Consider the following 6,233-nt stretch of genomic DNA (forward strand, 5'->3'; position numbering starts at 1 on the left):
GGATTCAAGATGATTACGTCGGTCCACCTTCCCGAACCGGCCCGCCCGCTACACCCCGTACCCGGAGGCTCGTACCGTGCGATTCTCGCCAATCCTGCAGATACGATTGTGGTCGGACTACGGCCCCGCGCCGGCGTCTCCGGTATATACGCAGCTCACAGCCCTGAGAAGAGGTCGAACCTGATGACGTCATCGACTAGGAATCACCCGCGGACAGTGGACGGCCACGACAAGGGGCAGGCCCAGCGGTCGCTGTCGCGGGCACAACAGGTCGCGGTCGAAGTGGAGAACGAGCTGCTCGCCGCGCACACCCCGGTGGGGACCTCCCTCGGCCGACGTACGGACCTCATGGAGCGCTTCAGGGTCAGCCCGACGGTGATCAACGAGGCGTTGCGGATCCTGCGCGACCGCGGGCTCGTGGTGGTCAAGCCCGGGCCCGGCGGCGGGGTGTTCGTTGCGAGCCGGCCGCCGCAGGTCCGGCTCGGAGCGCTCGACCTGTGGTTCTCCGGAACAGGAACGGATCCACTGGATCTGTTCGAGGCCCGCATGCACTTGGAGGACGTCCTGACCAGGGTTGCCGTAGAGCGGGCGGGCCCGACGGACATCCGTGACATGGAATGGGCACTGGAGTCGATGCAGTCGGCGAGTACGCCGCGCGATTTCCTGGATGCAAACCTGAGGCTGCACCTGGCGATCGCGCGGGCCGCCCGGATCCCCGTGCTGGCGGGCATGTACGAGGCGATCGCCGCGATCATCGGAGGCGCGGCCACGCGCGTCGAACTGCTACCCGATCACGAGGAGATGTACCAGCACAGCATCGCCGTGCACGCCGAGATCGTGGCCGCGATCCGCGGCGGCGACCGCGAGGCGCTGGGCAAGTGCCTGGACCTGCACCGTCAGGACCTGGTGCGGGCGGTGGATCCGACTCGTTCACCGGTGGCGCCGGAATAGTTGCCAACGATTGCGCTCCAGCCCTTGAATTATGCATGCATGATTCCGTAATGTTTTGTCTCGGCAGCGATGCCGAATGCATGAGGAGGAGTCATGGCAGAATTCCTCGGGTTGGGGATCACTCACTATCCCCTGCTCGCCGGCACCGACGAGCACATGGCTGGGCTACTGCGGTGGACCCTGACCGACCCGGACATCCCGGAAGACCTGAAGGATCCGGCGAACTGGCCGGCCCGGATGCGCCGCGAATGGGACGCCGACGGCGGCACAGCCGCCGCAGCCGCGCATCGCGCCGAGCTGGTCGAGCACCTCGCCCGGTGCAGGGCCGCACTCGACGAGTTCGAACCGGATCTCGTGGTGGTATGGGGTGACGACCAGTACGAGAACTTCCGCGAAGAGGTGGTGCCGCCGTTCTGCGTGCTGGCCTACGACGACCTCGAGGTCCCGGCGTTCGAGGTGATGAACGAGCGTGGCAGCCCCAATGCCTGGGGGCTACCCGACGACTTCACCATCACCCTGCACGGCGACCCGCACGCCGCGAGGAATCTGGCAAATGCCTTGATCGAGGACGGCTTCGACATGGCCTACTCGTACCGCAAGCGCGCCGAGGCTCACTTCCCGCACGCCATCCTCAACACACAGATCTTTCTCGACTACGAGAACGCGGGATCGAAACTCCCCTATCCGATCGTGCCGATCACCGTCAATTGCTATGGCCAGCACGCGATTGCCCGCAAGGGCGGCCTCGCTCGATTCGCCGACATCGCCGACGAACAGCTCGACCCGGTCGGCCCGACCCCGAACCGTTGCTTCGACCTCGGCGCCGCCGTGGCGCGCGCGTTCGCCGCGACCGACAAGCGGGTCGCCCTGGTGGCCTCGTCGAGCTGGTCGCATGCCTTCCTCACCGACAAGCTCTGGCATCTCCGCCCGGACACCCCGGTCGACGAGCGGCTCTACGACGCCTTCGTGCACGGGGACGTCGACACCTGGCGTGCAGTGAGCGGCGCCGAGATCGTCGAGTCCGGCCAGCACGAGATGCTCAACTGGTACTGCCTGCTCGGCGCAATGCACGAACTCGGGCTGCCCCTTACATGGTCCACCCTCGTCACCACCGACGTATTCAACTCCAACAAGTGCTTCGCCGTGTTCTCCGGCAAGCCCGACGATGCCTACGCCGGCGGTGCCGGTGGCCGGGCGGGACAGGAACCACGATGACCACCACCGACCTCGCCCAGGGCCGCCGAGTCGCCGTGCCCGGTGTTACCGCCGAGCCCATCGATACGTTCTACCTCGAGGCCGGCAGCGGCGATCCCGTTGTGCTGCTTCATGGATCCGGCCCCGGGGTGTCGGGCTGGGCGAACTGGCAGCACACGATTCCCGGGCTGGCCGAGCACTTCCGAGTGATCGCACCGGACACCGTGGGATACGGGGCCACCTCGCGTCCCGGGGACATCGTCTACTCACTTCGCACTTGGAGCGACCACATCCTCGGCCTGCTCGACGTGCTGGAACTCGATCGGGTGTCGCTCGTAGGCAACTCCCTGGGCGGACGGATGGCGCTCGACCTCGCCGAACGCCATCCGGAACGGATCTCCCGAATGGTCCTCATGGGTTCGCCCGGCGTCGGGATGACCGTGACCGACGGGCTGAAGGCTCTGCGCGCCTACGAACCCTCCCTGGAGAACATGCGGGCGCTGCTGCTCGACTACTTTGCGGTGAACCCGTCCATCATCACCGACGAGCTGGTCCGCATTCGCTACGAGGCGAGCCTGGAAACCTTCGACGCCTATCGCGCGATGTTCCTCGACCCCCGGCACAAAGGCAACGAACTCGGTATCACCGAGGAGCAAGTGCGGTCGATCCGCACGCCCTCGCTCCTGATTCACGGAAGGGAGGACAAGGTCGTGCCGCCGGAGGTCTCGTGGACCATGCTGCACCTGCTGCAGGACGCGGACCTGCACGTCTTCGCTCGTTGCGGGCACTGGACGCAGATCGAGCGGGCCGCGGAATTCAACGAACTCGTCGCGGACTTCCTGCGGGGCTGAGCGCCGTCACCCACTGTGCGGAGCACAGAGTTCGTTGTCGGCTGCGTCCGTTGGCAGCGACCACGCGAGGGACTTCGGGACGCCGGACAGCGGGAACCGCGGCCCGACTCGCGTGGAGTCGGGCCGCCGTTGTCTATGACACCTCCCGCTCCGGTGAGCGGTCAGGACTCAGCCGAAGGAGAAGTGGTGGCTGCCGACGAACCGGGTCTGCGCCGGGCCGGGGATCGAGACGTCGATCGACCCGACGCTCCGGTACACGTGGTCGTCGTCCTGACAGTCCGCGTCGACCGTGTAGTCGCCGTCGGGCACGTTCTCGAACTTCACGGTTTCGTAGTCGGCGTAGTAGATCTCGGCCACTCGCACGTCGGGGATTCCGTCGATCACCGCGTTGCAGTAGTGCGGGTAGTCCGCCTCGGGAGCCCGGTAGTAGATGAACTTGACCGTGATCGTGTTCTCCCGCACGCTCACGCTCCAGCTGCCGTACGGGTAGGGATCCACTGCTGATGCCGTGGGCGCGAGGCCCGTCATCAATGCGAGCGGCGCCGCGAGGGCGACCGCCGCGCGTCCGAGCTTCGAGCCCTTCATGGGCGTTCCTTTCGACCGTCGACCAGCCCGACCGGTTCAATGGTCGACCCAGGAACGGGTACAGGAACTGCAAAGCGCCGCAGTCGAACACAACCCGTGATCAATATCGGTCGGCTGTCACCAGACCGTGACCCAGTGTGTCACGGAACAGTTACACTGCGTGTCCGTAGCACCGACGATGCAGGGCACGCACCTCGTCGACGAGTTCCGGCACCGGCCCCTCGACGGTCACCGCGGGCGCGACCTCCCGGATCGGCAGTGACCGGACGGGCGCCGGCGGCACGCCCATCTCCTCCAGCCAGCCGGCGAGTTGCGCCGACGACGCCACGTACACGACGCGGCCGAGCCCGACCCAGCCGTGCGCGGCCGCGCACATCGGGCAGTGCTCCCCGGAGGTGTACATCGTCGCGCCGGCACGCGCGGCCTCGCTCATGTGTGCGGCGGCCCAGCGGGCCAGTTCGAACTCGGGATGCCTGGTCCGGTCCCCGCCCGCGACGCGGTTGCGGTCCTCGGCGAGGCGCGTGCCGTCGGCCGCCACCAGCACCGAGCCGAACGGTTCGTCGCCGGCGTCCAGCGCCTCCCGCGCCAGTTCCACACACCGCCGCAGGTGCGTCATCTCCGATTCGTCGATCACGTGGTCCTCCCGGTGTCGCGGCCGTCGACCGCATCATGCCACCGCGGCCGGTGGACCGTCCTCAGCCCGCGCAGGTGCCCTCGTCGGGCGCTCCCGCGAACCGCCGGTCCATCCAGTCCAGGCCTTCCACGGCGGCCGGCAGCAGGCCGATCCCGTGACCCGCGCCGGTCCCGCGCAGCACCGGCGGAACGGCGTAGCGGCGATAGGTGACGGATGTTCCTCCCGCACACCACTTCCCGACCATCGCGTCGACGCCGCTCACCTGAACGAAGTCGTCCGTCGCGTTCTGCGCGACGAACGTCGGGATCGTGGGGGCGATGTTGCCGAGCTCCTGCTCACGCACCAGCGACGCCCACGGTTCGGCGGCCAGGTGGTCGGCGATGGGACGGCCGTCGACCGTGTACCAGGCCGTGGGGAAGAACGGATTCATGCGGGGCGCGTCGTAGACGCAGTAGGTCTCGGCACGCGCGAGAATGTCGCGTCCGGCGGGATTGAACGCCCCGAACAGTTCCTCGCGGACCTGCGGATAGGCCGCGGCGAAGCCGTTGACCACCCAGCCGATCCCGCCGGAGAGCAGCGATCCGTCGCCGGCGACGGCGAGGTCGGCGAGCGAGGCGGGCGGGGAACCCGCGACCGCGGCGACGACGGGCAGTTCGGGGGCGTAGGTGTCGGCCAGCTCCGCGGCCGCCGCCGACGACATGCCGCCCTGCGAGTAGCCCCAGAAGCCGATGCGGGTGCCCTCGTCGATACCGCGGTCGGTCAGTCGCAGCGCCGCACGAGCCATGTCGAGCATGGCGTGCCCCTGCGAGACGCGGTTCAGGTAGGGATGCCCACCGGGCGTGCCGAGGCCCTCATAGTCGGTCATCGCGACGGCGTAGCCCCGCGCGAGCAGCGGCACGATGTGCAGGTATTCGTACTCCTGGAGGTGGTTCGTCAACTTCGACGGCGCGCACTGGTCGCCCATGCCCTGCGTGCCCGGACCGAGGACGACCGTCGGGCGCGGACCGTCGCCGGCCCAGGGCCGCGACGGCACGAATACCGTGCCGGTGACCGCGATCGGGCCGCCCGTGGCGTTCTCGCTGCGGTACATCACCCGGGTGGCGAGGGCGTCGAGCGCCGGGGCGACGACGGGCTCGGCGCGCAGGACGTCGCCGGACGCGCCGCCGGGCAGCGGATCGGGTGGGAGGTAGAACGCGTCGTGGCCCGATGCGGACCCCGTGGGAGCGGCGGCCGCGACGGACCCTGCGACGAGTGGCGCCAGCAGCATCGTCAGGGCGGCGGTGAACAGGCGGGCGGTGGGCGTCGGCATGCCGAGCATTCTGCACACATATGTACTCCGAAGGAAGGCGCCGCGACGAGGTTTCTGAAACGAGTTCTACGATCGTTCCGGTGCTGCGGCCCGATGAGCGGGACGAGCGCCGCCGGCATTCTCCCGCCGCGGCTAGGGTCCGGGTCTCCGCTGTATCCGCAGGACGGAAGGGACGCGACCATGACCGTCGAAGAGCGACTGGCCCGGCTCGAGGCGCTCGAGGAGATCCGGATGCTCAAGCACCGGTACTTCCGCGCGTGCGACGCCAAGGACCCGGAGGGCATGCGCGACTGCTTCGTCGCCGAAGGCGCCGACATCTACTACGGCCCCGCACTGGGCAGCTTCGACGACGCCGACGGTCTCGTCGCCGTCTACGCCCGTCTCGCCCTCGAACGCGTCGACGACCGGTACGTCATCCTCGACATGCACCACGGCATGCACCCGAGCCTCGAGATCACCGGCGACGGCACCGCCACCGGGGCGTGGACGCTGCGGTTCCGGCAGGTCGATCTGCGGGCCCGCACCGAGCGGGTCAGCGCACTCGACTACGACGACGACTACGTCGTCGAGGACGGACAATGGAAGATCGCCCGGTGCCACGTGCGGGTGCACTGGTCCATCGAACGCCCACTGACCGACGACGTGAAAGTGGTGCATTAACGCCTCTCCTTCCCGAAGGCAGGAGATTCCCGACTCAGACCGCAACCGC

At 68.3% G+C, this 6,233-nt stretch carries 7 protein-coding genes; 4 read left to right on the plus strand and 3 right to left on the minus strand.

Annotation, left to right across the window (positions count from 1 at the left end; genetic code table 11):
- Nucleotides 1-183: 183 nt before the first annotated feature.
- The 3 genes from OEY_RS0108255 to OEY_RS0108265 all read left to right on the plus strand — a co-directional run bounded on the left by OEY_RS0108255 (nucleotide 184) and on the right by OEY_RS0108265 (nucleotide 2,996).
- A complete protein-coding gene (locus OEY_RS0108255) occupies nucleotides 184-951 on the plus strand; it encodes a FadR/GntR family transcriptional regulator (RefSeq protein WP_043804932.1) in 768 nt (255 codons plus the stop codon).
- Between the two features lie 93 nt (nucleotides 952-1,044).
- Nucleotides 1,045-2,166: an extradiol ring-cleavage dioxygenase class III protein subunit B gene (locus OEY_RS0108260; RefSeq protein ID WP_010593413.1), complete on the plus strand. Its 1,122-nt coding sequence runs from the start codon at nucleotides 1,045-1,047 to the stop codon at nucleotides 2,164-2,166.
- Nucleotides 2,163-2,996, plus strand: a complete 834-nt coding sequence (locus OEY_RS0108265) for an alpha/beta fold hydrolase (RefSeq protein WP_010593414.1) — start codon at nucleotides 2,163-2,165, stop codon at nucleotides 2,994-2,996. Before OEY_RS0108260 ends, OEY_RS0108265 begins: the two co-directional genes overlap by 4 nt.
- Nucleotides 2,997-3,164: 168 nt before the next feature.
- Here the strand turns inward: OEY_RS0108265 and OEY_RS0108270 are convergent, their stop codons facing one another.
- The 3 genes from OEY_RS0108270 to OEY_RS0108280 form a co-directional block, all read right to left on the minus strand.
- On the minus strand, nucleotides 3,165-3,581 hold the full coding sequence (locus tag OEY_RS0108270) for a hypothetical protein (RefSeq protein WP_010593415.1): 417 nt from the start codon (nucleotides 3,579-3,581) through the stop codon (nucleotides 3,165-3,167).
- Between the two features lie 151 nt (nucleotides 3,582-3,732).
- Nucleotides 3,733-4,215, minus strand: a complete 483-nt coding sequence (locus OEY_RS0108275) for a nucleoside deaminase (protein WP_010593416.1) — start codon at nucleotides 4,213-4,215, stop codon at nucleotides 3,733-3,735.
- Nucleotides 4,216-4,276: 61 nt separating this feature from the next.
- Nucleotides 4,277-5,533 carry a lipase family protein gene (locus OEY_RS0108280; protein WP_010593417.1) on the minus strand — a complete coding sequence of 419 codons (1,257 nt, stop codon included), beginning with the start codon at nucleotides 5,531-5,533 and terminating at the stop codon, nucleotides 4,277-4,279.
- Between the two features lie 171 nt (nucleotides 5,534-5,704).
- On the opposite strand from OEY_RS0108280, the gene OEY_RS0108285 reads away from it, so the two are divergent.
- Nucleotides 5,705-6,184, plus strand: coding sequence for a nuclear transport factor 2 family protein (locus OEY_RS0108285; RefSeq protein WP_010593418.1), 480 nt, complete (start codon nucleotides 5,705-5,707; stop codon nucleotides 6,182-6,184).
- Nucleotides 6,185-6,233: the final 49 nt, after the last annotated feature.

Origin of the sequence: Rhodococcus sp. P14 (genome assembly GCF_000256505.1) — a bacterium.
Lineage (GTDB): Bacteria > Actinomycetota > Actinomycetes > Mycobacteriales > Mycobacteriaceae > Rhodococcus > Rhodococcus ruber.